This is a genomic window from Alteromonas sp. 5NW40-0090, from assembly GCF_057552975.1.
This window is the reverse complement of record NZ_BAAJLT010000011.1, coordinates 41,578-67,790: the sequence shown is the minus strand read 5'-3', so window position 1 is coordinate 67,790 and position 26,213 is coordinate 41,578. Positions and strand designations below refer to the sequence as shown.

Below are 26,213 nucleotides of genomic sequence, written 5' to 3'. Positions count from 1 at the left end.
AGCTCTATTACAGCTGAATACCAGTGAATGACTGGAAGCCAAGTGCCATTAGGCCAGCGATCATGAATACAGAACCAAGACCACGAACACCATCAGGCATATCAGCATACTTCAGCTTTTCACGTACTGCCGCTAGCAATACAATTGCTAGTGCCCAGCCCATACCACTACCAACGCCGTAAACGATGCTTTCACTGAAGTTGTATTCACGCTGCACCGCAAACGCCACACCACCGAAGATTGCACAGTTAACGGTAATTAGCGGAAGGAAGATACCTAGTGCGTTGTAAAGCGCAGGGAAGAACTTGTCTAAGCTCATCTCTAGAATCTGTACCAACGCCGCGATAACACCGATAAACGTTAGGAAGTTAAGGAAGCTTAGGTCAGCTTCTGGGAAACCTGCCCATGCTAGTGCGCCTGGAGCAAGAATGTTTACATAAATAACTTGGTTAACAGGTACAGAGATACCTAGTACCACGATAACAGCAACACCAAGACCCATAGCAGTTTTAACTTTCTTAGATACCGCAAGGAAGGTACACATACCCAAGAAAAGTGATAACGCCATGTTCTCAACGAAAATTGAGCGAACAAATAACGACAAATAATGTTCCATGACTTACTCCTTAGGCTCTACTTGCTCTGGACGGATAGTACGGATAAACCAAATCATACCGCCGATTAAGAAGAATGAGCTGAATGGTAGGATTAACAAACCGTTACCCTGATACCAGCCACCGTTTTGAACCAGTGGAAGGATTTCGAAACCTAAAATAGTACCGAAACCAAATAGCTCTTTAATTGTACCAATAACAATTAGAATGAAAGAGTAACCCAAGCCGTTACCAATACCATCAAGGAAGCTCATCAGAGGTGGGCTCTTCATGGCGTAAGCTTCAGCACGACCCATTACGATACAGTTAGTAATAATCAGACCAACGAATACCGACAGCTGCTTCGATATTTCATACGAATACGCTTTCAGAATTTGGTCAACAACGATTACCAACGATGCAATGATGGTCATCTGGATAATAATTCGAACGCTAGATGGAATCTGGTTACGAATTAGTGAAATAAACAAGTTTGAGAACGCTACAACGCTTGTAAGCGCAAGCGACATTACCAATGCTGTTTCCAGCTTAGTGGTAATTGCCAGTGCTGAACAGATACCCAATACCTGTAGGGCGATCGGGTTGTTGTCCAGGATTGGCCCAAAGAGGGCCTTTTTCATTTCTTTAGTATCTGCCATGAGACTTCCCTTATGAACGCCATGCTTGGTTCTTCAGGAACTGGCCGAAGCCTTGCTCGCCCACCCAGTAACGAATAGTGTTTTCAACACCGTTGCTGGTTAGGGTTGCACCTGAAAGCGCATCGATAGTGTGAGGATTGCTAGGGTTAGCATTTTTCACTACACGAATAGCAACTTCGCCATTCTCGTAAAGCTCTTTGCCGTCCCATTTGTCCTGCCAAGCAGGATTTTGCACTTCACCACCTAGTCCTGGCGTTTCTTTTTGCTGATAGTAAATAAGCTCGCGAACCGTTTGGCCGTCTGCGTCTACCGCTAAGAAACCGTACATAAGATCCCAAAGGCCGCTGCCGTGTACAGGAAGGATGATACGAGAAACATCACCTGCGTCGTCGCGAACTAAGTAAACACTTGCCACGTTAGGGCGGCGTTGGAAACCAACATTGCTGTTAGTTACCTTTGTGCTGTACTCAGTTTCTTTGGCTGCTTTATACATATCGTAATCTGGCTTAGGCGCTTCTACGAAAGTACCTTCGTCAAGATTAACAAAACGCTGTTCTACTCGCTCGCTGTACGTGCTTTCAATTGCGCTATTGCTCATGCCCATTTCATAAAGGCCTGCAGCATTAAGAATGTTGCTCTTTTTATCTAGAGCTGCGTTTGTTTGTTGTAGAGAGCGAAGGCCAACAGCCGCGCCAGAAACAACAATTGAACAAACTAAACATACGGCAACAACAATACCTACCGTTTTGCCTAAAGATTCTTTCTTAGCCGACACGTGCTACCCTCCGCTTGATATTGCTTTGTGCGACGAAATAGTCGAACAGTGGCGCCCACAAGTTAGCAAATAGAATTGCTAGCATTACACCTTCAGGGAAGGCTGGGTTTAGGACGCGGATTAGTACCGTCATGAAACCAATGAAGATACCGTAAGCCCACTTACCTTGGTTTGTGAACGACGCAGAAACTGGGTCTGTCGCCATAAAGAACATACCAAAAGCAAGACCACCAACAACAAAGTGCCAATGTGCAGGCATTGCAAACATAGGGTTAGTATCGCTGCCGATTAGGTTTAACAAGGTTGCGAAGAACGCCACACCAATTGCTACACCAGCAACAATGCGCCAGCTTGCTATACGCATGTACATGATGAACAAGCCACCAAGAATGATAGCAAGGGTAGACACCTCACCCGCTGAACCTGAAATAGTACCGATGAAGCTGTTCATCCACTGATCCATGTTCGCGTAATCAAGGTTGCCAGAAGCCGCTTGGCTTAGAGACGTTGCACCAGAATAACCATCTGCCGCTACCCATACTTGGTCACCTGAAATTTGTGCAGGGTACGCAAAGTAAAGGAATGCACGACCAGACAATGCTGGGTTTAGGAAGTTACGACCTGTACCACCGAATACTTCTTTAGCAATTACAACACCGAAAGTAATACCTAGTGCAACTTGCCATAGAGGAATAGTAGCTGGAAGTGTTAGTGCGAACAGTACCGATGTAACGAAGAAACCTTCGTTAACTTCGTGCTTGCGCACAGACGCGAACAATACTTCCCAGAAACCACCTACCGCGAACGTTACCGCGTAGATTGGCAGCCAGAAACATGCGCCATAGAAGAATAGACCTAATGTACCCGCATTTGCCAAGTCACCGCCAAGGGCAGCGAATAGGCCTGCTTGCCACGTATCAGGTAGTGTTCCTGCACCAGCAGCAATTGCTTCTTGCGCTTGGAAACCAATGTTATACATACCAAAGAACATAGCTGGGAATGTTGCCATCCATACCATGATCATGATGCGCTTAAGGTCAATGCTGTCACGCACGTGCGTGTTGGCTTTGTTTACTTTACCTGGGGTGTAGAAAATGGTCGCCGCAGCTTCGTAAAGCGCATACCACTTTTCATGTTTACCACCTGGTTCGAAGTTTGGTTCGATTTTTTCTAAATACGCTTTTAAACCCATGACTTAACCCTCTTTCTCTATCGTGGTCAAACAGTCGCGTAAGATAGGAGCGTAGTTGTATTTGCCAGGGCATACATAAGTACACAATGCCAAATCTTCTTCGTCCAGCTCTAAGCAACCCAACGTCTGAGCACCGTCAGTATCACCAGAAATCAGGTCCCTAAGCAGAAGCGTAGGAATGATATCTAGGGGCATAACGCGTTCGTAATTACCAATTGGAACCATAGAACGTTCAGAACCATTGGTAGTTGTTGTCATATCAAATTTCTTGCTGCCACTTAGGTGACCTAAGTAAGCACGAGTCACTGAGTGCTTATCTGAACCTGGAGTGATCCAGCCAAATAGCTTTTTCTCGCGACCTTCTTTTAGAAGTGAAACTTGGGTGTGGAAACGACCAAGGAAGCCGTGAACACCCATCGCTGTCGTACCGCTAAGTACAGAACCAGAGATAACACGTACTTCACCGTCTACTTGCTCACTAGCAGTAAGCTCGGTCAAGTCTGCGCCAATTACGGTGCGCACTAGGCGTGGGTTGGTTGCTGCAGGACCTGCAAGTGAAATAACACGACGGTTATCTAGCTCGCCAGATGTCAGCAATGCACCGATTGCCATAACGTCTTGGTAGTTGATGTGCCAAACCGTTTTGTTCATGCCAGCAGAATCAAGGAAGTGGATGTGAGTACCCGGTAGGCCCGCAGGGTGAGGACCGCCAAATTCTTCAACATCAACTGCCGCATCGCCAGTAGCAACAGACGCACCTGCCGCTTTACAAACGTAAGTCTTGCCACCGCTCAATTGCGTTAATGCTTTAAGACCATTTACGAAATCGTCTTGGCGCTCAGCAATAATCACTGCAGGATCTGCTGCTAGTGGATTGGTATCCATTGCTGTAACGAAAATTGAACTTGGAACAGAGTCTAGCTTAGGAGATTTGCTAAATGGACGTGTACGCAACGCTGTCCACATGCCTGACTCTACAAGGATTGACTGAAGTTGCTCGCGTGTTGCGCTCGCGATCTGGTCAGCTGCAATTTTATCAAATATCACAGCATCGCTGCCGTTCATTTTGATAACTACAGACTGAAGAACACGTTTTGCACCACGGTTAACCTCTACCACTTCACCCGCAGCTGGGGCAGTGAATTTAACGCCAGGGTTCTTTTTATCTTCAAAAAGAACCTGACCTTTCTTCACTACATCGCCAACTTGGACGTGCATGGTAGGGCGCATACCCACATATTCTTCTCCCAGAATGGCAACGCGCGTTGCAGCAGATGCATCAGCAATCTCCTGCTTTGGCGCTCCCTCAATTGGGAGGTCGAGACCTTTCTTGATTTTTATCATATGTAATCGCACTACTCTAATAGAAATACCCTTTTGCATGACCGCAGAAAACCTGCCTGTCAGCATGCAAAAGCGCACTATTAACAGGTGTAGAACACCTTTTCGTTGTTGATTGATGGAACTTGCTGCAATTGCTACGGTCAGCCTGTTATGAAGCCGTAACGCATAATTCCTTTTGCGGACGCTTAATTCGCCCTTTCTTTATAGACCACCAGCAGAAATTTACACTTATTATTGTTGTTGTGTAGCTGCAATCGCTACTGCTGTTTTGGTAGAGGCAGAAAAGGCCCCTACTTAATTTCGGGATTTTAGCATTAACCCATACGTTTGTGCCACGCTATTTCAAGATAAAGGCAAATTTTTCTACAATTTAATGTAAACCTTTGGTCTTATTCATTTACATTTTGCGGATCCATACGCCGTATCAACTTGTAATCAGGTACAAAAAAGCCGTCAAATCAGACGGCTTTTGCGCATATAAGCATTAGGTTAATTAATAATAAGTTTAGATTTTACCAATTAACCATTGGGTCAACTTCACTGTCGTAATCAACACTTGAAATGTCGAAACCAAACAGCTTTAAGAACTCATGGTTGTAACCTTTATAGTCACTTAAGTCATGAAAGTTCTCTTGTGTCACTTGATCCCATAACGCCTTAATTTTTGCCTGTGTTGCATCGTTAGTTTCTTTGCCATCCATGCGATAGCGATTTGCTTCATCTAACGTTGGTGTATCGCCGAACAGGCACTGTGTGAACAAGCCATGGATCTGCTCAATACACCCTTCGTGCGTGCCTTCCTCTTTCATCACTTTGTAAATAAGTGAAATATACAAAGGCATTACGGGAATGGCTGAGCTTGCCTGCGTTACCAATGCCTTCAACGAGCTCACATTGGCTTGCACAAGCAAATCACTGTTTTTACCAATAATGGCTGCGGCAGCGCGATCTAGGTCTTCTTTCGCTTTACCAATCGTCGCTTGACCATAAATAGGCCATGTTAGTTCTTTACCGATATAGGTATATGCGGTGGTTTTACAGCCTTCAGCAAGCACATCGGCTTCACGTAAGAAGTCCATCCAACGTTCCCAATCTTCGCCGCCCATTACTTTAATGGTGTTAAGGATTTCTTCATCGTTGGCTGGCTCTAGCGACACTTCATGCACTTTGTCTTTATCAGTATCGTAGGTTTTCGTAGTGTACGCCTGCCCTACTGGCTTAAGCGTAGATTTATACGTAACGCCTGTTTCTGGGTCGGTTCTACGCGGGGATGCAAGGCTATAAATAACCAAATCAACCTTGCCCATTTCAGCTTTGATTTTTTCGATAGTTTCATTTTTGATTTCATCGGAAAACGCATCGCCATTAATAGTTTCTGCATACAAACCTTTTGCTTTGGCTTTTTCGTGGAATGCAGCCGTGTTGTACCAACCGGCAGTACCCGTTTTGCGTTCCGTTGGTGCTTTTTCAAAACACACACCCAGCGTTTTTGCGCCATAGCCAAACGCAGAAGTAATGCGTGATGCTAAGCCATATCCCGTTGAGCTACCAATAACCAATACATTTTTAGGGCCTTCGCCTAAGTCGCCTTTTGCTTCTACATAAGCAATTTGTTCGTCAACCGCCGTTGCACAGCCAACAGGGTGCGCGTTTGTACAAATGAAGCCTCTCACTTTAGGCTTGATAATCATAATAATTTTCCTTATTTGAGCGTGGGGCTATTGTAATGCCGAAGCCACTGATAACAACTCGGAGCAGATGAAACCTAGCATATCGCAAACGCAAGGCGACACCAATGAAACAACGTACCAAATTGAGGTTTGCTTTGTAATTAAGAGAAAAGACAGAGAAGAGAAGAAAAGAGAAAGAAACATTAGGCCATAACGCTAAACTTAGCGAAGTGCGGGCTAATATTTAAAGTGCTATGAACTATGAATAAGAAGAGATGGAACACAGGTGTACAGAACTGCACACCTGTGAACAACACATTAACCTAGAACGTCAAGTAGCTCTACGTCAAAGATAAGCGTGCTGTACGGAGCAATAGCTGCACCCGCGCCTTGCTCACCGTAGGCAAGATCGTGTGGCACGTATAAGCGATACTTAGCACCTACTTTCATAAGCTGTAGCGCTTCAGTCCAACCTTTAATTACGCCGCCTACTGGGAATTCAGCTGGCTGACCGCGCTCGTAAGAGCTGTCAAACGTAGTACCGTTAATAAGTGTACCGTGGTAGTGAACACGTACAGTGCTAGCCGCAACTGGCGTTTCACCGTCGCCTTCAGCGATAACTTCATACTGAAGACCAGACTCAGTTACAGTTACTTCATCACGCTTTGCGTTTTCTTCAAGGTATTTTGTGCCTTCTTCAATAACCGCTTTGCTCGCTTCTTCTTTAGCCGCTTGCATACGCTTGTGAATTTCGCCGAACGCATCACGCAGTGTGTCGTTGTCAACCTGAGGGGCTTGACCTGCGAAGGCGTCTTTTAGGCCAGCTACAACAGCGTCAATCGCTAGTCCGTCAAACGGATTTGACTGTAATTGTTGACCCATTTGAAAACCAATGCCGTAACTCGCTTGGGTTTCTACTGTATTGAATGTATCAGTCACAAGAACTCCTGAAATTAAATTACAAATGCAGTACAAATTTCAAACAAAACGCATATCGCGAGAATGTTTCTGCATTTTCCGGTGCAAGAGTGTACCACACCATAAAATATCTTGCTTTGAGCAATATTAACTAGGGTGCAAAAGTATCAAAATGTTGTAAATTATAACCGAAAGTGGTTAGACAAGTCGCAAAGGACACAGTATGGTTAGGCCCATATATTTAGGAGGAAAGCATGCAAACACACTACGATGCTGAACTGAAAGATACCGTTCGATACCTTGGTAAAACCCTTGGTGAAACAATCAAAAATCAATTAGGTCAGGAGTGGCTAGACCGTATTGAAAAGATTCGAAAAGGCGGCCGAGCTTCTTATCAGGGAGACGCTACTTGTAGCGAAGAACTGAAAGAAACTTTCAAAACAATGTCTGACAGCGATTTGCTTACTGTTGGCCGTGCCTTCGCACAATTCTTGAACTTAGGTAATATTGCCGAGCAAGAATACAACGCAGCAATGAATGTTGATGCATCGATAGATGCACTGTTCAAACACCTAGATAAAGCTGAGTTAACCGCAGAGAAAGTTCAAGATGCGGTTGCTAAGCTAAACATCGATCTTGTACTGACCGCGCATCCTACTGAAGTTACGCGCCGTACACTTATCCACAAACATAAAGAATTGGCGAACTGCCTTCAGGCCATTCACCAAGAATCGCTTAATGACGTTGAGCGTAAAAAAATTGAAACCCGCATTGCCGACCTTATTGCACAGGCTTGGCACACTGAAGAAATTCGTTCTGTACGCCCTACTCCTGTTGATGAGGCGCGCTGGGGCTTCTCGGTTATTGAAAACTCATTGTGGGAAGCGGTACCTGATTTCATGCGCGAGCTTGACGGCCGTTTAAATGAAGATTATGAAGTTTCACTGCCGCTAGATGCTTCTCCTGTTCAATTTAGTTCTTGGATGGGCGGCGACAGAGACGGCAACCCATTTGTAACGTCAAAAGTGACTGAGCAAGTTCTCTTGCTTGCCAGAAAGCGTGCAGCCAAGCTTTTCGCTATTGATCTTGATCGCTTGCAAGTTGAGCTTTCAATGTACGACTGCAACGACGCGTTACGCGAGAAAGTTGGTGATGCAAACGAACCTTATCGCGCTTTACTTCGCCCTATTGTTGACAAGTTCATCGCAACTCGCGACGGCATTAGCGACTACTTAGCAGGTAAAAACCCAGATACTTCAAACTGGATAGAAAGCGACGATGAGCTAATCGAGCCGTTAATGCTTTGCTACCAGTCATTGTTAGACTGCGGTATGCAAGTCGTTGCGAATGGTCTGTTACTAGACACTATTCGCCGTGCTCGAGTATTCGGTATTCACCTTCTACGCCTTGATGTTCGTCAAGATTCTGAGCGTCACGCTGACGTCTTTAGCGAATTAACTCGCTATCTTGGTCTTGGTGACTATGCACAGTGGAGCGAAGCCGACAAGCAAGCATTCTTATTGCGCGAGCTTGGCTCTAAACGCCCGCTTTTCCCTGCTCAATGGGACGCGTCTGATGACGTAAAAGAAGTACTTGATACGTGTAAGGTTATTGCGAAGCACAGCAAGCACGGCTTTGGTATTTATATCATCTCTATGGCCAGTGAGCCGTCAGATGTCATGGCCGTTCAGCTGCTACTTCAAGAAAGCGGTGTAGATTGGCCAATGCCAGTGGCGCCATTGTTCGAAACGCTAGACGATTTGAACAACTCACCTGACGTAATGCGTAAATTGCTGTCTATTGACTGGTATCGCGGTTACGTGAAGGGCCGTCAGTTCGTTATGATCGGTTACTCTGATTCAGCGAAAGACGCTGGTGCGTTAGCTGCTGGCTGGGCACAGTATCAGTCGCAAGAAGCATTGGTTGCCATTGCAGAAGAATTCGACGTAAGCCTAACGCTATTCCACGGACGTGGCGGTACAATTGGCCGCGGTGGATTGCCAGCACACGCTGCTATTTACTCACAACCCCCTGGCTCACTAGAAGGTGGATTCCGCGTAACAGAACAGGGCGAAACCATTCGCTACAAGTTCGGCATGCCTAAACTGGCTAAACGCAGCTTAGGTATTTACGCTAGCGCTATAATTGAAGCCATGTTGTTCCCGCCTCCGGCACCGAAAGAAGAATGGCGAGAGCTAATTACCGCAATGGCAGCGCAAGGTCGCGACAACTACCGCGCAACAGTACGCCATGATGAAGAATTCGTACCTTACTTCCGTGTAGCAACGCCAGAGCAAGAGTTAGGTAAGTTACCACTAGGTAGCCGACCTGCGAAGCGTAAGCCTCAAGGCGGTATTGAGAGCCTACGTGCGATCCCATGGATATTTGCCTGGGCACAAACACGTTTAGTTTTGCCAAGCTGGTTAGGCGTTATGCGTGCTATCGATAGCGTGAAGACCCCTGAGAACGAGAAAGTGGTTAACGAGATGTTCAGCGAGTGGCCGTTCTACCGTTCACGTCTTTCTATGCTTGACATGGTGTTCCATAAAGCTGACCCACGTATTAGCGAAGCTTATGACGAGCGCTTGGTACCAAAAGAGCTTAAACACTTTGGTGAAGCATTGCGTAGCGAGCTTAAAGAAAGCATCTCGTCACTCTTGGCTATCACAGGCGATGACGACATTATGAAGAACGACCCGCAGGGTAAAGAGTCGATGGAGATCCGTGCAGGATACCTTCAGCCACTTCATTACCTGCAAATTGAGCTTCTAGATCGTATCCGTAAAGCCGGTGATGATGCACAGAACACCAGTCTAGAACGCGCCATGATGGTTACCATTGCCGGTATTGCCATCGGTATGCGTAATACTGGTTAAGTATGCTAATCCTTTAAACCAAAGAAGCCCGCTCCGTATTTCGTTGCGGGCTTTTTTATTGCGTTACTGAAAGTGCACCGCTAACCAACTATTGATTTCGCTTTCCACCTCATCGCGATAGAAAGTTAAACTGTGATCGCCGTTTTCGTAAACAACCAGCTTATGCGAGTGGTTATTGTCTTTTAGATGCTGTGCCGCCTTAAGCGAATGGGAAACATCAACGCGCATATCTGCACTTCCGTGCACTAGCAAAATAGGTACATTCGGATTTAGCTCATCAATCCATTTTACCGCTGAGCGTTCATCAAGGGCTTTTGTTTGGTTTTGCTCCATATTCGGAACAAGTTTATTAAGCAGCGCCCGCATGTCTGGACGGCGTGCCACAGCTGTATGCAAATCAGACGGGCCTGCTACAATAACTGCGCTGGCAATGTCACTTGTGTTCTTTCGAAGCGCCTGCCATGTCATCATGCCGCCACGACTCACGCCATATAAGGCAATCTTGTTAGAGTCGACATTAGGTAACTGTTTGGCTATTTCAATCAGTCGCAAAACGTCGTTTACATCATCGCCGCCAAATTCATCTTTCCCTTGGCTAAATTTAGCACCGCGGTAGTTACTCGCCAAGACAACATAGCCCTGCTGCGCAAGCGGCATTAAACGATCAACAACGGCTATTCGCGTTACATTATGCTTATGGTTACCACCGCGATTATAAATAATCACAGGGAGTTTTTTGTCACCAACATTTTTTGGCGACACCATAACACCTGAAATTTTCAATCCATCCGACTCGTATTCAATCCACTGGGCACTTGTATCCTTCATGAGTGCATTGAACTTTTTAGGGTTGACCGCTTTTTGCCATCGATCCACAAACGTAACTTTTTGATTATTACTTTGCACATGTGCAAACCATGCTTTGTAATCGATAAAGGGAAGTGCATCGCCTTTGAGCGTGAATGCTTCAGGCAACTGAGCAAACGCAGTGTCTGCAAATGGCGCTGTATTGCTTGTAGCAGCAACAGTATTTGCGTTAATGCACAAAGTTGAAAGTGCGATGGAAAGTAAAACAGTGCGCTTTAAAAGCCTCATAAAACATCCTTGTTGAATGCAAATAAAAAACAGTCAGAATGAGTCTAGTAAATAACGAAAACGTATGCGACTCAACAAAATACGAACCTGATTAGTAACAAAATTTGTCGTTGTGCATTGAATTAAACAGCCAATAGCGAAGCAGGTTTCTGCTTGTAGACGAAACTAAACGTTACTCTTCTTTTTCAACTTGTATTTATCTATTAAAGCAAGGAGGTATTGTGCAGGAATCAAGGAAGCTAGAAGACTATTTGATCGGTAGACCTAAACCAAGTGGAATTGATGTGCTATGCAGTTTAGAGAATTTTGCAATTATTACTTATGCAGTACCAGCCAAACGTTTTGAAGGAATTTTCCCAGAGAGGTTTCAACTCGACACAATTGAAATAAATGGTCAAGAACTTGGGCTTATATCCGTGGTACCTTTTATTGACGTTGATTTCACTTCCGCCGTGTTCCCCTTCCCTAAATTTACAATGGGGCAAACCAATTATCGCATTTACATCATCGATAAAGAAACAGGTGAGCGTTGTGTCTGGTTTCTTGGTACTACACTCGATTCCTGGACGCTAGCCGTTCCTCGATACGTTTGGAACTTACCTTGGCATTCAGGAAGGGTAAGTTTTAATTGTGAACGAGATGAAGTGAGTGGCCTCTACAACAAATATCAAATGATTACGGCGTCTGATTGGGCCCCTGCATCGGTAGAGTTAGTACAAGATGAAAATGACAAACTTAATTTCCCCGGTTTTCCCGACACAGAATCTGCTTTAGTTTATTTAACCCACCCTCTCGCTGGTTTTTATTATCGAAGGGATAACAAACTGGGGACTTATCGCGTCTGGCATAAAGAACTAGCTGTTAAACCCGCTAAACTTGTATCTGCGAGTTTCAAGCTTTTATCTGATCTCGACATTGTTAAAGAGTCAGAACAACATTCGCCTTACAGCGTCCTGATAGAACCCATAAATGAGTTTACTATTTACTTGCCACCGACTGTCATTAAATAACGCGAAGAGCTTATAAGCTCCTGTACCAAGGATGCCGCGACAAAGCCTACAAAGACGCAACAAAAAAGGCTGGATACGTAAGGTCGTAACAGACTGTCTGCAGCAGGGATGCCGCAGCCAAGCCTCCATGGATGGAATCTCGGCGTGTCTGTGTAGGCCTTACGTATCCAGCCTTTTCAAGCGGATGCTAATGCATCCGCTTTAAGCATTATTAGCCGTTTACGAAGTCTACGCCTAGCTTGATGTCACCACGTAGGCCTTCAAGCATGTCGTTTTTCGCTTTTTCTTCAAACGCGCTTAGCTCACCGTATGGCAAGATTTCTTCAACACCGTTTGCACCAAGGCGAACTGGGTGTGCGAAGAATGCTGCGTCGTCGCTATCGTCAGTCTGTACGTAAGTGTACTCAACCACGTTCTCACCTTGCATTGCTGCGACTAGAGATAGACAGAAACGTGCCGCTGCTTGACCCATAGATAGGGTTGCAGAACCGCCGCCCGCTTTAGCTTCAACCACTTCAGTACCCGCGTTTTGGATACGAGTAGTTAGGCTAGCAACTTCTTCGTCTGTGAACTCTACGCCTTCAACTTGTGAAAGTAGAGGAAGGATAGTTGTACCAGAGTGACCGCCGATTACCGGTACGTGCACAGAAGATACGTCTACACCTTTAAGTTCAGCAACAAAGGTTTCAGCACGGATAACGTCTAGTGTCGTTACACCGAAAAGCTTGTTCTTGTCGTAAACGCCCTTTGCTTTTAGCGTTTCAGCTGCAATAGCAACAGTAGTGTTAACTGGGTTAGTGATGATACCAACACACGCGTTCGGGCAGTTATCAGCTACACCTTCGATTAGGTTTTTAACAATGCCGGCGTTGATGTTGAACAGATCAGAACGATCCATACCTGGCTTACGAGGCATACCAGCTGGAATTAGAACAACGTCTGCTCCAGTTAGTGCATCAGCTAGGTCATCTTTACCGTGACCGGTTACTTTTACCGCAGTGGGGATGTGGCTCAAATCAACGGCAACACCAGGAACAACTGGCGCAACGTCGTATAGCGCTAAATCTGAACCTGCTGGCAATTGTGTTTTCAACAACAAAGACAGCGCCTGACCAATACCACCGGCAGCACCTAACACGGCTACTTTCATACCATTTCTCCTATGGGATTACTTCACGTATTTAAACGGAACGTCACACTAATGCAACGCGGGGGAAAACTCAATCACCGGATCGTCTTATTAACGTTATTTATGGCGATTTTCATTCGATATTCATTATCATGAATGATTATGCAAAGAAATTGCGCAAAGTCTACCTGTACGGCACAATAAGCGCATACTAAATATAATTCCTAACGATAACCCTTAAAATAGAAAAGAGCGCTAATGGCAAACGCAAAACAAGAGCAACTCATCAAGGCTTTTAAAGAAATTCTTAAAGCGGAAAGTTATGGTTCGCAGGGCGAGATTGTTGATGCTTTAAAAGCACAAGGTTTCGACAACATCAGCCAATCTAAAATCTCTAGAATGCTAAGCAAATTCGGCGCGGTACGCACGCGAAATGCCCGAGGTGATATGGTGTATTGCCTGCCTCCAGAGCTAGGTATGCCTACGGCTAAAAGCCCTCTTAAACAGCTGGTACTGGATATCGTTCACAACAATGTAATGGTAATCATTAGAACCAGCCCTGGTGCTGCGCAGCTTATTGCGCGCTTGCTTGACTCACTGAGTAAGAAAGACGGGGTTTTGGGCACCATTGCAGGTGACGACACTATTTTCATCGCGCCAGCGGATGTAACAAGAATTGAAGAGCTAAGACAACGCGTTGAAGATTTATTCGAAAATGTCTAGCTAGTTCGTCAAGAACTCGGTAACCGAAAACAAGAAACCGCATACATGATGCGGTTTCCAACTAGCTCCTAAGCGAATGCTTCCTTAAGACAGTAATTTGATAAGCGCATCTGCAGTTGGGCGTGATGACGGTGGGTTCTGTCCTGTCACCAGTAAACCATCAGTACACACTTTTACGGCGAAATCGTCTGCACTTTCATATTTACCGCCCTTTTTCACTAGCTCGTCTTCAACTAGGTATGGGACAACATCGGTAAGCTCCATTGCTGCTTCTTCGCTATTGGAGAAGCCTGTCACAGCTTTTCCGTCCACCAAGTACTTGCCATCTGGAGTTTTCACATCTTTAAGCACAATTGGCGCATGACACACGGCACCAACAGGTTTGTTTGCCGCAATTGTGTCTTCAATAAGTTTGATTGAGTGGGCGTTATCTGACAGATCCCACAAAGGACCATGACCACCTGGGTAGAATACGGCGTCGAACTCATCTGCGCGTACATCTTCAAGCGGTATAGTCGAAGCGATTGCGCTACGCGCTAATTCATCTTTCGTGTATCGAATTGCATCATCAGTCATGGCATCGTCAGATAAACTATTAGGGTCGATAGGCACCTGACCTCCCATCGGCGATGCCAACGTAATTGTGTAGCCTTGGTCTTTAAATGCGTAATAGGGTGCGGCAAACTCCTCAAGCCACATACCTGTTTTCTCACCCGTGTTACCCATAATTTCGTGAGATGTCATTATCATTAACATACGTTTTGACATAAGCCCTCCTTGCGAGCATTTAAAAAATGTAACGCTAATTATTTCGTTTAATGAAGGGCCTTAGATCACTAAAAAAGAGGAGGAACGATTAGTAGCAAATGAGTGAGATAAGTCGCAGGCATAAAAAAGTGCCACTTCCTGTTAAGGAGAGTGGCACCTAACACTACAACTTGTAGTTGGTGTTTACTACAGCTTAGAAGCGGTAGTTAACACCTACGCGGATTTCCCATAGAGAAGGACTGCGAGACACGCTTTGCTCTGGAAGAGAAACAGCGCTGTACTCGTATTGACCTGCGTCATTGAAGCTTGCATTTAACACTTCATCACCACCGAAGCTACCCTGACGGAAGTCACCCCATTGGTCGTTGATCAAGTTGGTCAAGTTTTCAATTACGAAGAACGCGCTTGCTGTGTGGCCTTCATAGAAGCCAGGAAGCTCTTGAGAAACACGTAAGTCAGCTTTGAACCACCAGTCAGCAGTTTCACTGTTACGCTCAAGAATCTCGCCACGTTCGAAGCCGTTGTTTTCAACCCAACGATTAAACAGTCTTTCTGCTTCTTCTGCTGTTTGTAGCACGTCACCATCACGGTTAGTTTGATCTACAAACACAACATTCGCGTCATTTACTTCAGGAATGTAAATAAGCTGACGAGCAAATACACCATCCCATGGGAATGCTGAATTGTTGCTATGAACGTAAGAGAAAGGCTTACCTTCGTTAGCCGTTGCAAACAAGTTGAAACGCGTTGCATAACCGTCAAAGAACTCAGCAGTATAGCCTAGTGAGAAGTTAAAACGGTTGCCAACAGCATAGTCAGACGTTGCCGCAGAAGGATTGTTAGGATCGCTAGTTGCAAAGTTCGCGTAGTTCGAGAAAGCAACTGCGCTAGTCATTGGGTTAGCATCTTCTGCATCAACATAAGCGTATGAAGCGCCCATATCGAAGCCATTGTCCCACTCTTTGCTTACGCCAATTGAAAGTACAAGTGAACTACCGTCGTCACTTGAATCTACGTTACCAAGGATAAAGTCAGACGTCTCGTTACGGTCCGCGTCAATGCGCTCGTAAATTGGACGACCGTCAAAACGATTTTGACCTGAGTAAACGATGTTTGCATCTCTAACAATCGCTGAGTCTTGGCGATCGGTATAGATCATATCAGCGTTAATTAGGTAGTCATTTTCAGTTACGTAGGTGAAACCTAGCGCGTATTTCCACTCAGACGGAATTTCAAAGTCTGGGTCAGTTGCGTTAGTGTTACCGTCACCATCCGTTAGGCTAGTGTTCGCTACTACGTCAAATAGCTCTTGTGGTACGTCGTAAATCGGACGACCTTGGCCAGTTAGCTCTAGGTCAAACAATGAAGTAGTGCCACTTACGAAGCCATTGATTTGACGTTCACGAGTACCGATGTTTGTTACACCGTCGTTAGAGTATGCATTTGAGATCCAAACGTTAGGGTTACCACCAGAGTAAAGACCTAAACCACCGCGTAGCTCTAAGCTTTCGTTAACTGTGTAAGTAAAACCAAAACGCGGTTGAAGAAGGTCAATACCGTCTACGTTTGCCGTGTTTTCGAAGCCGTAACGCTCAGTGAAGTTTTCATTCAAGCGAGGCGTGTCGTCAGAACCGTACGTATCGTAACGAAGACCGGCCATAATTTTTAGGTCGTCAGTTAGATAGAACTCGTCTTGTACGTAGAACGTGGTTACGTCAAATGCAAAAGAAGCACCTGCGTCAGCTGGGTTGTTTGTGCCCGCTGAGTTATTGTAATAAATACGGTCAACTAGGCCTGCTTCAAAATCATCAATGCTGTTGAAGCGGTATTCACCTACCGTGTGCTGCATAAACAGGTTAAATACGTCAGTTTCTTCGTATTCAACACCCGCTGTAATTTCGTGATCACCCCAGAAATAAGTACCAGCAAGCTTGAAGTTAAACACTTCGTAGTTAAGGTCGTTTGACTGACGAGAGTCATCAGGACCAATATAAATACGACCACCGCCGTCAGTAACAATTTGCGCTTCTGCAAAACCAGATGCAGCGTCTAGCGACTGCTGACGATTATCTAGGTCAGTGTGACCAATACGAAGCTCTGTCGTGAAATCGTCAGTCCAGTTTGAGTAAAGTGAACCAACAATTGTAGTTAGCTCAGCGCCACGCTCGTAGAAGTGGTTGCTAAGAGAAAGGTTAGTTGAACCACCATCAGATTGGCTTACGCTGAAACCGTCGTTCCAGTTGTAAACTAATGAAGCGCGGTGGTCTGCATTGATGTTCCAATCTAGTTTAATAAGAATTTTTTCATCTTCAACTGGTGCAGAGCCTGGCGTTCCACCAACATCGTAGCCGTAAACGTTTTGCGCGATTTGTGATACGCGGTCGATGTCGTCTTGAGTTACACGGCCGCCAAGCGCGTTGTAATCATATAACTGAACGCCTTCAAGCTTCTCGTATGCAGCAAAAAGGAAAAGGCTATCTTTAATTAGTGGAAGACCAACGTTGAAACCGTAACGTTTTTCAGTGTAGTTACCGTTGTCACGCTCTACGCTGTCAACTTCGTCGCCGCGGTAAGAATCAGACGTAAAGTCATAGAAAACACCGCCGTGAACTTCATTTGTACCTGATTTGGTTACTGCGTTGATGTTACACGCAGTGAAGCCGCCGTATTCTACGTCAAAAGGAGCAAGCTCAACCGCTACTTGTTGAATAGCGTCATAAGAGAAAGGCATACGCTCAGTTGGGAAGCCATTGCTGTTTAGACCGAAGTTGTCATTCATGCGAATACCATCTAGGGTCAAGCTGTTGTTACGCGGGCTTGCACCACCACAGCTAATTGAGTCGTTGAAGCTTTCATCAACGAAAACACGAGGGTCAACACGCACAATATCACCGATGCTACGGTTAATAGCAGGCGTATTTTCTAGCGCTTCAAGGTTGAATACTGTTTGTGGTCCTGTTGCACCAAACGCTGTAGCTGTTAATGCGCTACCGCTTACAGAGATAACTTCGATATCGCTTGCGTCTTCTAGCGTAAGGTTAACACCAAATGGGTTACCTAATTCAAGGAATACGCTATCTATAGTAGTGTCTTGGTACTCGTCAGAATCAATAACGATTCTGTAAGGACCACCAACGCGAAGGCCGCGAAGGTTAAACGTACCGTTAGTACCCACAACTACTTCGCGTGCTGTACCAGTAGGTTCGTGAATAACAGTAACAGATGTTCCCGCAGCAGGTGCACCTGTAGGGGTAAGGATGCGGCCTTCCATTGCAGATGACGTTTCTTGCGCCATTGCAGTGGTCGACAAACCGATTGACAGCGCAACCGCAGCCGCAATGCGGCTGAATTTAGCTGATGAGCTCATGTGTGTGTTTCCCTTTTTGTTTAAAATTCTTTTTTTAACACGGTCTAGTGTAGTGCAAAAATATCACATCTAGCCTGTGCTTATACCCGAATGTTTTAAATTGTCTTAAACGTTCGTGTCAGTTTTATTACAGTTTTACATTTTTATTTAACAGCAATCGCCCGAGGCTATTGAGTTTGAAAATTATTTCTTGACCATATGGTCAAGTTAATTTACTTGTTATTATTATTGTCAATCCATAACGATTAGCTGGACCTATTCTTGACAGATATACGACTAATAAACAGCGTTTAATAAAAATCAGGTTTACCCATAAAAATAAACTAAAAATCAAATACATAACTCTTTAAAATAAACTTACCTATTGCAATAAATAACCTTAACTGATGAAATCACACTATAAATCGTTAATTCATTTGGTCGTTTTTTTGACGAATTTCAGAATTGTTGCCTCCGGGAAATGGATAATTTTTATTATCGCTGCAATCACCTGCGGTGCGGTGAACTATTTCCAACACTCAGCCACGTACACTGATATTGCCCCTCAAACTGGTCAAAATATGAGCTGCAAGACAGACCTTGTGGGAAATTTCGATGTTTTTTCTGTTTATGTAACCGACGGCAGAATAGCTGAAATGGCAAAGGAGAAACTGTGCAGCGACCAAACTATTAAGCGACAATTCGGCGAAGTAAAGATAATCATCGGACAAAGCGATTACGACACGTTTCGTTATATCAATCACGGCGTTGTCGATTTGGCGTTGGTCAAGAGCAACGTAGTTGATGCTTTCGGAGCAGATCAGATTTACGGCTTAACTAAGATCGCGTCGCATCCTAACTATTCGGCATTTTTCATTGCTTTACGAGAAAGACCCGAACTTTCAAAAGAGTATCTTTTAGGAAAGCGCATTGGCTTATTGGACTATCCTAGCAGTCGCTCAGGCCATATTGTACCGAAGACTGTGATGCAAGACTTAGGGCTGAGCGACAATAATGTCGACATTGTATATTTTAGTTCTCATCAAGAACTAAGACGCGCGCTGCTTGCCGGTGATGTGGACATAATTTCTTCTTACTGGGCTGAAGAAGATAAAGAAAGGTTTTCACGAAACTACGCCACGCCGCTTTTAGAGAGCGTAAGCGGAATGCAATGGTTTTTGAAAATGCAAACGCAGAATACAGACTTGTTTTGTGCAATGCAGTCCGTCGTTCACGATATAGCGATGTCTCACCCCAGACCCTATTACAAAACTATTACATTGGAAGAGGGGTGTAACTAATGGGTAATAAAAAGGTTTATTTCAAGTCCAAGCCCCTAATTGCTATTAACGTTTTAGCTTTGATAGTAGCACTACAATGTGTGGCGATAACCGCACAATATTTCTCATACCAATCTTCTGTTCATCAAGCGCTTGATAATGTTCAGCGAAGAATTAGTTTAGATAGCGCCTTTTTAGATGTGGGTAATAAAACACTTAACACGCCAGTCAATCAATTCGCGATTCACCGATATCTGAGTAGATTGAACAGCAGCCTCAAAGAAAAAGACTATCCAGTTCTGGTAAAGGGTATTCAAGGTATAGAAACGAATTCTGAAGACTTCAGCCCATACCCCGGTAAACTGTCTTCGCGTTTCGTTAATGCTGAACAAGACATTATCGTCGAACTTCGTCATAAACTTCCTTCAAGCGCCTTAACGTTCAGTTGGATTGCTTTAATTGCGTCACTCTTTGTAGCGCCGCTATTCTTTATTTCGAATAGAACAAGAAAGGCTCGCAAAGCGCTTGAAGAAGTCATCCCCCCTGCGCCTAAGCTTGTAATTAATTTAAAAGACAAGACCATTTCAAATGGTATAGACGATAAAGTGGTTACGCTCCAAAACAAGCCGTTATGCTTTTACACTGCGTTAGTCAAATATTGTATAGAGTACCCACATACCCCTCTTCCTCCGCATAAGGATGTACCTTCTGAATTACTTACGCTAGCGAACAGAAGTTTTGGACGGCTTATTGAGCTTGGGCATACTAAACGCAAACGCCCTGATTTCAATGCGAACCTGGACAAAACCCTTAGTGAAATAAGAGCCGCCCTCGATGAAGTGTTTTCGTCTTACAACGAAGAAAAAGAAAAGTATTATCCGCCTCGTGCTCAGGGAGAAGGTTCGCGTTCAAAGCAACACTCTTACGCATTGCCACCGATAAAAGAAGAGGATATCGAAATTATTGGTAATTAATTAAAAACTGACCAATTGGAGAACTTTTTTGTATTTTAGGCGAGTTTAAAAAACAGCCCGCAATACCTTGAAAACACAATAAAGTTCTAGCAAAGACCGCGCCCAAAAGTAATAACTTGTGAATATAACATTGATTCGCGAGGCCTAAACGCGTATCTTTGCACCAACAAAACCAGCTTTATAGTACTATGCAATCGCCACTAATTATTGCCATTTCTGGAGCTTCCGGCTCTGGGAAGTCTCTTTTTACAAAAAATTTGTTTAACGGCTTCAGTGCTCAAGGCCGCCCTGTTCAAGTGCTGCGTGAAGATCACTATTACCGCGCACAAGATCATCTTCCCATGGAGCAGCGTGAGAAGAATAACTACGATCATCCCAATGCGTTTGAACATGAGTTATTAAAAGCACACTTGCAAGCATTGCGTGACGGTCAACCCATCGACTACCCGCACTACTGCTATAAAACGCACACTCGTTTACCGGAAACGGAGCGCCTAAACCCCGCCCCAGTCATCATTCTTGAAGGCATTATGTTGCTTGCTCGAACAGACTTGTTACCCTTGTACGACGTGAAAATTTTCATCGACACTCCTCTTGATATTTGTTTGATGCGCCGGATGATGCGCGATCTGAAAGAACGAGGTCGTAGCATAGAATCAGTGGCCAAGCAGTACGAAGAAACTGTGAAGCCTATGTATCATCAATTTATCGAACCTAGCCGCTTCACTGCCGACGTAGTAGTGACGCAAGGTGGCAAAAACCAAATTGCATTAGATGTGATTAAATCACACATTCAGCAAGCGCTTCTTTAAGGGAACATTACTATGGTAGGTTTACTGGGCATTGCAGTCCTTCTGGGTATTGCTTTCGCGTTATCATCGGCGAAACGCAGTATAAATTGGCGCACCGTTGGCGGCGCATTTGCTATTCAAGCATCAGTTGGCGCGTTTGTCCTGTATTCTGAAACAGGTAAAGAAGTATTGTTGAGTGCAACCAAATTTGTTGCCAACATCATTGCTTACAGCCAAGAGGGCATAAACTTTCTGTTTGGCCCTATTGGCGACAAGTCAATTGCGTTTATCTTCGCTTTTAACGTACTTCCCGTTATTGTCTTTTTCTCTGCTCTCATCGCGGTTCTTTATCACCTTAAAGTGATGGGTGTCATCATCAAAGTAATCGGTGGTTTCTTACAAAAGACGCTGGGTACCAGTCGCCCTGAATCCATGTCCTCTGCTGCCAACATTTTTGTCGGTCAAACCGAAGCGCCTTTAGTAGTTCGTCCTTTCATCCCACATATGACGAGCTCTGAGCTGTTTGCCATTATGGTAGGCGGGCTTGCGTCAATTGCAGGTTCTGTGATGGCTGGTTATGCCGGTATGGGCGTTGACCTTAAATACCTACTGGCGGCAAGTTTTATGGCTGCGCCAGGTGGCTTGTTGATGGCAAAAATCATCTTGCCTGAAACCAGTAAACCCAATGAAGATTTACATGACGTAGATGCGGAAGATACCGGCTACGCCAATGTTTTTGATGCTGCAGCCAGTGGCGCAGCGTCAGGCATGCAGCTTGCGTTAAACGTAGGCGCCATGCTGCTCGCTTTCATAGCGTTAATTGCCATGTTCAACGGCCTTATTGGCTGGACAGCAGAGCTATTTGGCTATGAAAACGTTACGTTTGAAGGGATCCTGGGTTATGTACTTCAACCTCTCGCATGGGCAATCGGCGTACCATGGGAGGAAGCACAACTTGCAGGTAGCTTCATTGGTCAGAAAATGGTGGTCAACGAATTCGTTGCTTACCTTAACTTCCTAGAAAACCAATCGCAGCTATCTGAAGCATCTCAGGCCATTATCACCTTTGCACTTTGTGGTTTTGCAAACTTCTCTTCTATCGCTATTTTGATGGGTGGAATTGGTGCTATGGCACCAACACGCAGAAAGGAAATTGCGAGACTGGGGTTAAAAGCTGTTATTGCTGCAACGTTATCTAACTTAATGAGTGCCGCGCTAGCGGGCTTTTACCTCTCTCTTGGTTAAATTTCATTAATTTGGACCAGTTGGTCAAGATTTTACTAGACTAACTGGTCAGGTTTCTGTAAATTACGCGCAAATTCTTCGCGGGGTTGATTCATGTCAATTTCTGCGACTTTTTTCTGTAGCCCGTCTACCTTTATAATGCCGCAGTCAAAATATACGGGATAAAGTTATGCAATTAGTTGCTGTTGATTATCAAGCGGAAAACGCACAAGAAGAATTCGTGAAGTCACTTCGCGAGACAGGGTTCGGTGTTTTAAAAAATCACCCTATCCAACAGTCATTAGTTCAAGGTATTTACGACAATTGGCAGGGCTTCTTCGACAGTGAAGAGAAGAATGATTACCTGTACAACAAGGGTAAACAAGACGGATTTTTCCCTCAGAGCGTTTCTGAGGTAGCCAAAGGCTTTACGAAAAAAGACATTAAAGAGTATTACCACTTCTATCCGTGGGGTCAGTGTCCAGAAGCACTACACCCGCAGATTTCCCAGTACTATGGGGAAGCAAATACACTAGCGAAAGAGCTATTGGGTTGGATAGAAAAACATTCTCCTTCAGAGGTGAGCGATAAGTACAGTCAACCGCTAGGTGACATGATCAAAGATTCTGATCAAACCTTGCTACGTATACTGCACTACCCACCACTAAAAGGTGATGAAGAAGTAGACGCAATTCGCGCAGCTGCACACGAAGATATTAATTTGATTACTATCTTGCCAGCAGCAAACGAGCCAGGATTGCAAGTACAAGCTAAAGACGGTAGTTGGATTGAAGTTCCATGTGATTTCGGGAACTTGATTGTGAATATTGGCGACATGCTTCAAGAAGCATCAGGCGGATACTTCCCATCAACTACGCATAGGGTTGTAAACCCAGATGGCGCAGATATGACGAAATCTCGTATCTCACTGCCACTGTTCTTACACCCAAGACCGGATGTTGTTCTTTCAGAACGTCATACCGCAGGGTCATACCTGCAAGAGCGCCTTCGTGAGCTGGGCGTTATATAAATTAAGTTCCTTTTGTAGTGTTATTCTTTTGCCGCAGCTAGTCTGCGGCTTTTTTTTAGCTGCTCGCCAATGCTGCCAGCTTCGACGAATAGCGCTGCTTTTCTTGTTCATTTGGGGAATGTCTCACAGCCCTTTCTAGATAACGCTGTGCTTCGCTGGCATCACCTAATTCATGATATGCTTTGGCCATACCGAACAGAATCTCGTGACGAACGCTATCGAGTTTTAACCCTCGTTCGTAATGCGTTATAGCAACTGCAATGTTGCCAGACTCAAAAGCCTGCTCCCCTAATATATAATGATAGAAAGGGTTACTTTTTCTCTTTTTTTCAACCATTTGTGTAATGAGCAGTGCTTCCTCACGTCTATCTTGGTGAGTATAGAGAATAGATAAGTTTTCCCATGCAGTAAGATTTTCATCATTGAGCGACAGTGCATGTTTGTAAGTCAACTCTGCTTGGTCATAAGCATCGACCATTCTATATAGCACACCTAAGTTCACCCAGCTTTGCTGTAATTCGGGAGATAACTGAGCGGCTGCGCGAAAATAGCTGTAAGCACGAGTGTAGCTATTGGCGACCAGTGCATCTGCCCCCTTATTGTTGTAGTACATAGATACTATTTTGTTTTTTGACACAGGCCTGCGAGGAAAATAATTTCGCAGCATTTGTGGGTCAAAATCCACGTCTGCCCACGTCCCTCCGACTAATGCTATTTGGCTGTCACTAGGCATTGAGATACGCATGTTAATATGCCCGTTTAGTAAGCTATATCCTTCTCTTCGCGTCCAGTATTCCGGAATATCTACTTCATAGAAAGTTGCGTCTAAACCTACATGCTCTGCCAGCGCGTACGTCATAATTGATAAAGATAAACAGTTTGCGGCTCGGTTATTAAACGTTGAATCCGCAGTAGTATTTGCACTATTGCGATATAGCATGCCGTAATCTGAATGATCGAAGATTGCTTTCACAAGTCCTTTAACATTTTTCTGCGAAATACTTTTGACATATACCGCTTTTTCAGCAAAAAGCTGAGCGTCTTCACCTAAACGAAAAATTTCGTCGATGGTCTCTACGGGAAACAAATGGTAGGACGGGAAGAGGCTGTCGTTTAATAGAGTAGGCGGCGATACTGTATGTGTACGGTCGGTAGACTGACAAGCGCCGAGCAAGCTACAAAATAGTAGAAAGAAAACTAGTCGAGTATTCATATTAGGCACCTTTTCTAGTTACTCGATAGTTTAAAATTATAGCACCAAAACGATTTTTTACATTTTATTTACAACCTATAAAGACGTACTTTCAGCGCAGAAAACAGTAATAATAGGGCTTACTGGCAGGCCTACTACTTCCATCCAATCATTGCTGATTGTCTCTTTATTGGTATTACATAAAGTTAATCATCAAATTACAGGATAGCGCCGTAACTACCTTCAATTCAGTAACTTTCGCTAGGTAGTAAGCAATACGAAGGATAGTGAATTTCACTTAATGCTAATTTACATGTTGAAGGAAATACTATGAAAAAATTAATGAGTGCGTTATTTATCGTCTTTCTGAGCACCAACGTTTTCGCTGGGCATCATGCCGAAGGTGAGCAAAAAGACATTGTTGATACAGCTGCAAGCAATAAAATGTTTTCAACACTTGTCGCCGCTGTGAAATCTGCCGACTTGGTCAGTACGTTAAAAGGAGAGGGCCCTTTTACCGTATTTGCCCCGACTGATGATGCATTTGCTGCATTACCTGACGGTACAATTGAAATGCTGCTCAAACCAGAGAACAAACAGACGTTAACTAAAATTCTTACTTACCACGTTGTGGCAGGTAAAGTAACAGCAAAGGATGTTTCAGCACTGACTGATGCCACCACGGTAGAAGGTGGTAAGGTCATGGTCTCTACTACCATGAAAAAAGTAATGATAAACGACGCGCAAGTTATCAAAGCTGATGTGATGACCAGCAACGGCGTTATTCATGTTATCGATTCAGTATTACTTCCCGCCGATGTAAAGGCGTCACTGTAATTTATCCGACAAAAATGTAAAAGAAGAGCATAGACCGACGATGCTTGGTCTTTGCTCCTCTAAATTAATACATAGATCTCTTCCAACAATTACCGCGTAAATAAAGACAGTTCAAAAAAAGCCTTTAAATGACCTTGTCAAAACCTAAGAGTGGAAAATAGATAAAGGCCTTCAACTCGATGTCACTAGACTTATAAATATCAAAGGTCTATCACTGAACCAGAGAAGGAGTTCAAATGTTTGCGGTTTACACATATAGTATTGCTGGGCTACTAGTCATTAGTTTAACTGTGTTTGTTCAAAACATCGTAGCCGCTGTTGCACATAGAAAGCAGTCTCGCTACATTCCTGGCAAAGTCAGTGAAGAATTAAGCCATGATAGCTTTGTATTTAGAAGCCACAGAACCTTTCATAACTCGCTTGAAAATATTCATCAATTTACCCTGCCCGCCCTACTTTGCATGTTCCTTGGAGCGCAAACAGACGTGCTCGCCATTTTGGTCTGGGCATTCGCAGTAAGTCGTATCATTCATATGGCGCTTTACTATGCTGTTGCCACGGAAAAGAACCCTAGCCCAAGAAGCTATTTTTACATGATAGGAGCGCTTTGCACGCTTGGCGTTTATGGGCTCGCGTTTACTAGTCTATTTATCTAAAGCACAAATTCGTCGTGAAAACTGAATAGATGCGTTCTTTTCTAGAAAAAAAAGCTGCAGGTCATTAAAGTTTTTTGAGAAAAGGCAGATAAATCAGAAGCTAAATTCAGCGCCTAAATATTACACTTTTG

General features: G+C 44.4%; 22 protein-coding genes. 10 read left to right on the top strand and 12 right to left on the bottom strand.

Annotated elements, in window-relative coordinates:
* Positions 1-7: 7 nt before the first annotated feature.
* From nqrE to bamJ, 7 genes are all read right to left on the bottom strand, one after another.
* Complete coding sequence (gene nqrE, locus AC27KT_RS14505) at positions 8-616, bottom strand: NADH:ubiquinone reductase (Na(+)-transporting) subunit E (RefSeq protein ID WP_487131084.1); 609 nt, start codon at positions 614-616, stop codon at positions 8-10.
* A 3-nt stretch (positions 617-619) separates the two neighbouring features.
* A complete protein-coding gene (locus AC27KT_RS14500; protein WP_014950795.1) occupies positions 620-1,252 on the bottom strand; it encodes an NADH:ubiquinone reductase (Na(+)-transporting) subunit D in 633 nt (210 codons plus the stop codon).
* Between the two features lie 10 nt (positions 1,253-1,262).
* On the bottom strand, positions 1,263-2,027 hold the full coding sequence (locus AC27KT_RS14495) for a Na(+)-translocating NADH-quinone reductase subunit C (RefSeq protein WP_014950796.1): 765 nt from the start codon (positions 2,025-2,027) through the stop codon (positions 1,263-1,265).
* Positions 2,017-3,219, bottom strand: a complete 1,203-nt coding sequence (locus AC27KT_RS14490) for an NADH:ubiquinone reductase (Na(+)-transporting) subunit B (protein WP_014950797.1) — start codon at positions 3,217-3,219, stop codon at positions 2,017-2,019. Before AC27KT_RS14490 ends, AC27KT_RS14495 begins: the two co-directional genes overlap by 11 nt.
* Positions 3,220-3,222: 3 nt before the next feature.
* On the bottom strand, positions 3,223-4,563 hold the full coding sequence (locus AC27KT_RS14485) for a Na(+)-translocating NADH-quinone reductase subunit A (protein WP_487131081.1): 1,341 nt from the start codon (positions 4,561-4,563) through the stop codon (positions 3,223-3,225).
* 512 nt (positions 4,564-5,075) lie between these two features.
* The gene (gene fabV / locus AC27KT_RS14480; protein WP_487131079.1) at positions 5,076-6,254 is read right to left on the bottom strand and encodes an enoyl-ACP reductase FabV; all 1,179 of its coding nucleotides are present in this window, start codon (positions 6,252-6,254) and stop codon (positions 5,076-5,078) included.
* Positions 6,255-6,551: 297 nt separating this feature from the next.
* Positions 6,552-7,172, bottom strand: coding sequence for a BamJ family beta-barrel-assembly machinery protein (gene bamJ, locus AC27KT_RS14475; RefSeq protein WP_014950800.1), 621 nt, complete (start codon positions 7,170-7,172; stop codon positions 6,552-6,554).
* A gap of 233 nt (positions 7,173-7,405) precedes the next feature.
* Between bamJ and ppc the strand changes: the two genes are divergently transcribed.
* Positions 7,406-10,027, top strand: coding sequence for a phosphoenolpyruvate carboxylase (ppc, locus tag AC27KT_RS14470; RefSeq protein WP_487131077.1), 2,622 nt, complete (start codon positions 7,406-7,408; stop codon positions 10,025-10,027).
* Between the two features lie 63 nt (positions 10,028-10,090).
* On the opposite strand, the gene AC27KT_RS14465 is transcribed toward ppc, so the two are convergent.
* Positions 10,091-11,122 carry an alpha/beta hydrolase family protein gene (locus AC27KT_RS14465; RefSeq protein ID WP_487131075.1) on the bottom strand — a complete coding sequence of 344 codons (1,032 nt, stop codon included), beginning with the start codon at positions 11,120-11,122 and terminating at the stop codon, positions 10,091-10,093.
* A 221-nt stretch (positions 11,123-11,343) separates the two neighbouring features.
* Here AC27KT_RS14465 and AC27KT_RS14460 point away from each other — a divergent pair, with 221 nt between their 5' ends.
* Positions 11,344-12,132: a DUF2071 domain-containing protein gene (locus AC27KT_RS14460; RefSeq protein WP_487131073.1), complete on the top strand. Its 789-nt coding sequence runs from the start codon at positions 11,344-11,346 to the stop codon at positions 12,130-12,132.
* A gap of 211 nt (positions 12,133-12,343) precedes the next feature.
* Here the strand turns inward: AC27KT_RS14460 and mdh are convergent, their stop codons facing one another.
* Positions 12,344-13,282 (bottom strand): malate dehydrogenase, encoded by a 939-nt coding sequence (gene mdh / locus AC27KT_RS14455; protein ID WP_014950802.1) that lies wholly within the window; start codon positions 13,280-13,282, stop codon positions 12,344-12,346.
* Between the two features lie 237 nt (positions 13,283-13,519).
* Between mdh and argR the strand changes: the two genes are divergently transcribed.
* On the top strand, positions 13,520-13,984 hold the full coding sequence (gene argR, locus AC27KT_RS14450) for a transcriptional regulator ArgR (protein WP_025253953.1): 465 nt from the start codon (positions 13,520-13,522) through the stop codon (positions 13,982-13,984).
* Between the two features lie 84 nt (positions 13,985-14,068).
* On the opposite strand, the gene AC27KT_RS14445 is transcribed toward argR, so the two are convergent.
* Positions 14,069-14,752, bottom strand: coding sequence for a type 1 glutamine amidotransferase domain-containing protein (locus tag AC27KT_RS14445; RefSeq protein ID WP_487131070.1), 684 nt, complete (start codon positions 14,750-14,752; stop codon positions 14,069-14,071).
* Between the two features lie 193 nt (positions 14,753-14,945).
* Entirely contained in the window at positions 14,946-18,119 is a 3,174-nt protein-coding gene (locus AC27KT_RS14440; RefSeq protein WP_487131068.1) for a TonB-dependent receptor, read from the bottom strand.
* 386 nt (positions 18,120-18,505) lie between these two features.
* Here AC27KT_RS14440 and AC27KT_RS14435 point away from each other — a divergent pair, with 386 nt between their 5' ends.
* From AC27KT_RS14435 to AC27KT_RS14415, 5 genes are all read left to right on the top strand, one after another.
* Complete coding sequence (locus AC27KT_RS14435; RefSeq protein WP_487131066.1) at positions 18,506-19,399, top strand: type 2 periplasmic-binding domain-containing protein; 894 nt, start codon at positions 18,506-18,508, stop codon at positions 19,397-19,399.
* Positions 19,399-20,352 (top strand): hypothetical protein, encoded by a 954-nt coding sequence (locus tag AC27KT_RS14430; protein ID WP_487131064.1) that lies wholly within the window; start codon positions 19,399-19,401, stop codon positions 20,350-20,352. Before AC27KT_RS14435 ends, AC27KT_RS14430 begins: the two co-directional genes overlap by 1 nt.
* A gap of 188 nt (positions 20,353-20,540) precedes the next feature.
* Positions 20,541-21,164, top strand: a complete 624-nt coding sequence (gene udk, locus AC27KT_RS14425) for a uridine kinase (RefSeq protein ID WP_014950808.1) — start codon at positions 20,541-20,543, stop codon at positions 21,162-21,164.
* Positions 21,165-21,176: 12 nt separating this feature from the next.
* Positions 21,177-22,388 (top strand): NupC/NupG family nucleoside CNT transporter, encoded by a 1,212-nt coding sequence (locus AC27KT_RS14420; RefSeq protein ID WP_239302097.1) that lies wholly within the window; start codon positions 21,177-21,179, stop codon positions 22,386-22,388.
* Between the two features lie 169 nt (positions 22,389-22,557).
* Positions 22,558-23,397 (top strand): isopenicillin N synthase family dioxygenase, encoded by an 840-nt coding sequence (locus AC27KT_RS14415; RefSeq protein WP_014950810.1) that lies wholly within the window; start codon positions 22,558-22,560, stop codon positions 23,395-23,397.
* Positions 23,398-23,452: 55 nt separating this feature from the next.
* Here the strand turns inward: AC27KT_RS14415 and AC27KT_RS14410 are convergent, their stop codons facing one another.
* Positions 23,453-24,610: a tetratricopeptide repeat protein gene (locus AC27KT_RS14410; protein ID WP_487131060.1), complete on the bottom strand. Its 1,158-nt coding sequence runs from the start codon at positions 24,608-24,610 to the stop codon at positions 23,453-23,455.
* A gap of 309 nt (positions 24,611-24,919) precedes the next feature.
* Between AC27KT_RS14410 and AC27KT_RS14405 the strand changes: the two genes are divergently transcribed.
* Together AC27KT_RS14405 and AC27KT_RS14400 are read left to right on the top strand one after the other, a co-directional pair.
* Entirely contained in the window at positions 24,920-25,426 is a 507-nt protein-coding gene (locus AC27KT_RS14405) for a fasciclin domain-containing protein (protein WP_487131058.1), read from the top strand.
* Positions 25,427-25,662: 236 nt separating this feature from the next.
* Positions 25,663-26,082: an MAPEG family protein gene (locus tag AC27KT_RS14400; protein WP_487131056.1), complete on the top strand. Its 420-nt coding sequence runs from the start codon at positions 25,663-25,665 to the stop codon at positions 26,080-26,082.
* The last annotated feature ends 131 nt before the right edge of the window (positions 26,083-26,213 follow it).

What these genes read in the sequence shown, in the direction of transcription:
- nqrE (WP_487131084.1), bottom strand. Translation starts at nt 616, where the DNA reads ATGGAACATTATTTGTCGTTATTTGTTCGCTCAATTTTCGTTGAGAAC.
- AC27KT_RS14500 (WP_014950795.1), bottom strand. Translation starts at nt 1,252, where the DNA reads ATGGCAGATACTAAAGAAATGAAAAAGGCCCTCTTTGGGCCAATCCTG.
- AC27KT_RS14490 (WP_014950797.1), bottom strand. Translation starts at nt 3,219, where the DNA reads ATGGGTTTAAAAGCGTATTTAGAAAAAATCGAACCAAACTTCGAACCA.
- AC27KT_RS14485 (WP_487131081.1), bottom strand. Translation starts at nt 4,563, where the DNA reads ATGATAAAAATCAAGAAAGGTCTCGACCTCCCAATTGAGGGAGCGCCA.
- fabV (WP_487131079.1), bottom strand. Translation starts at nt 6,254, where the DNA reads ATGATTATCAAGCCTAAAGTGAGAGGCTTCATTTGTACAAACGCGCAC.
- ppc (WP_487131077.1), top strand. Translation starts at nt 7,406, where the DNA reads ATGCAAACACACTACGATGCTGAACTGAAAGATACCGTTCGATACCTT.
- AC27KT_RS14465 (WP_487131075.1), bottom strand. Translation starts at nt 11,122, where the DNA reads ATGAGGCTTTTAAAGCGCACTGTTTTACTTTCCATCGCACTTTCAACT.
- mdh (WP_014950802.1), bottom strand. Translation starts at nt 13,282, where the DNA reads ATGAAAGTAGCCGTGTTAGGTGCTGCCGGTGGTATTGGTCAGGCGCTG.
- argR (WP_025253953.1), top strand. Translation starts at nt 13,520, where the DNA reads ATGGCAAACGCAAAACAAGAGCAACTCATCAAGGCTTTTAAAGAAATT.
- AC27KT_RS14445 (WP_487131070.1), bottom strand. Translation starts at nt 14,752, where the DNA reads ATGTCAAAACGTATGTTAATGATAATGACATCTCACGAAATTATGGGT.
- AC27KT_RS14440 (WP_487131068.1), bottom strand. Translation starts at nt 18,119, where the DNA reads ATGAGCTCATCAGCTAAATTCAGCCGCATTGCGGCTGCGGTTGCGCTG.
- AC27KT_RS14435 (WP_487131066.1), top strand. Translation starts at nt 18,506, where the DNA reads ATGAAATCACACTATAAATCGTTAATTCATTTGGTCGTTTTTTTGACG.
- AC27KT_RS14430 (WP_487131064.1), top strand. Translation starts at nt 19,399, where the DNA reads ATGGGTAATAAAAAGGTTTATTTCAAGTCCAAGCCCCTAATTGCTATT.
- udk (WP_014950808.1), top strand. Translation starts at nt 20,541, where the DNA reads ATGCAATCGCCACTAATTATTGCCATTTCTGGAGCTTCCGGCTCTGGG.
- AC27KT_RS14420 (WP_239302097.1), top strand. Translation starts at nt 21,177, where the DNA reads ATGGTAGGTTTACTGGGCATTGCAGTCCTTCTGGGTATTGCTTTCGCG.
- AC27KT_RS14415 (WP_014950810.1), top strand. Translation starts at nt 22,558, where the DNA reads ATGCAATTAGTTGCTGTTGATTATCAAGCGGAAAACGCACAAGAAGAA.
- AC27KT_RS14410 (WP_487131060.1), bottom strand. Translation starts at nt 24,610, where the DNA reads ATGAATACTCGACTAGTTTTCTTTCTACTATTTTGTAGCTTGCTCGGC.
- AC27KT_RS14405 (WP_487131058.1), top strand. Translation starts at nt 24,920, where the DNA reads ATGAAAAAATTAATGAGTGCGTTATTTATCGTCTTTCTGAGCACCAAC.
- AC27KT_RS14400 (WP_487131056.1), top strand. Translation starts at nt 25,663, where the DNA reads ATGTTTGCGGTTTACACATATAGTATTGCTGGGCTACTAGTCATTAGT.